Raw genomic sequence first — 1,073 nt, 5'->3', positions numbered from 1 at the left:
CTCCAGCTCGCCGCGAACGAGAACCTGGACAACCTGAACTTCGTGATCAACTGCAACCTCCAGCGCCTCGACGGCCCGGTCCGGGGCAACGGGAAGATCATGCAGGAACTCGAAGCGTTCTTCCGCGGCGCGGGCTGGAACGTCATCAAGGTCGTCTGGGGCCGGGAATGGGATGACCTGCTCACCCGCGACACCGACGGCTCACTCGTGAAAATCATGAACGAAACCGTCGACGGCGACTACCAGACCTACAAAGCCGAATCCGGCGGCTTCGTCCGCGAACACTTCTTCGGTAAAACCCCGCAAACCAAAGACCTCGTCGCGGACCTCACCGATGACCAGATCTGGAACCTCAAACGCGGCGGCCACGACTACCGCAAGGTCTACGCCGCCTACAAAGCCGCCACCGAATTCAAGGGCAAACCCACCGTCATCCTCGCCCACACCGTCAAAGGCTACGGACTCGGACCAAGGTTTGAGGGGCGGAATGCCACGCACCAGATGAAGAAACTGACGGTCGAGGACCTCAAGGACTTCAGGGATTACCTGCGCATTCCCATTTCGGATGAACAACTGGATGCCGACCCCTACCGCCCTCCCTACTACCACCCTGGTCCGGATGCCCCGGAGGTTGCCTACCTGATGGAGCGGCGCAGGGCGCTGGGAGGTTCCGTTCCGGAGCGCCGTTCCCGTCATGAGGCGGTTGAACTGCCTGAGCCGAAGTCCTACGAGGTTGCCATGCGCGGCTCGGGCAAGCAGCAGGCGGCCACCACCATGGCATTCGTGCGCCTGCTCAAGGATTTGCTCCGCGACAAGAAGTTCGGGGACCGGATTGTGCCCATCGTGCCGGATGAATCCCGGACGTTCGGGATGGACGCGTTCTTCCCGACCGCGAAGATCTACAACCCCAAGGGCCAGAACTACCTCTCCGTGGACCGCGACCTCGTCCTGGCCTACAAAGAGTCCCCCGCGGGCCAGCTCATCCACCCCGGCATCAACGAAGCCGGCGCCGTCGCAGCCTTCACCGCCGCCGGAACCGCCTACGCCACCCACGGCATCCCCCTGGTCCCGGT

At 63.0% G+C, this 1,073-nt stretch carries 1 pseudogene; it reads left to right on the top strand.

Annotation, left to right across the window (positions count from 1 at the left end):
- Window positions 1–1,073 (top strand): annotated as a pseudogene (locus ACFVVC_RS22380) (pyruvate dehydrogenase (acetyl-transferring), homodimeric type); the annotation flags it as partial.

The organism is Pseudarthrobacter sp. NPDC058196 (genome assembly GCF_042882685.1).
GTDB lineage: Bacteria > Actinomycetota > Actinomycetes > Actinomycetales > Micrococcaceae > Arthrobacter.
Note: the sequence above shows the minus strand (reverse complement) of the source record. Positions and strands in the feature narration are given on the sequence as shown.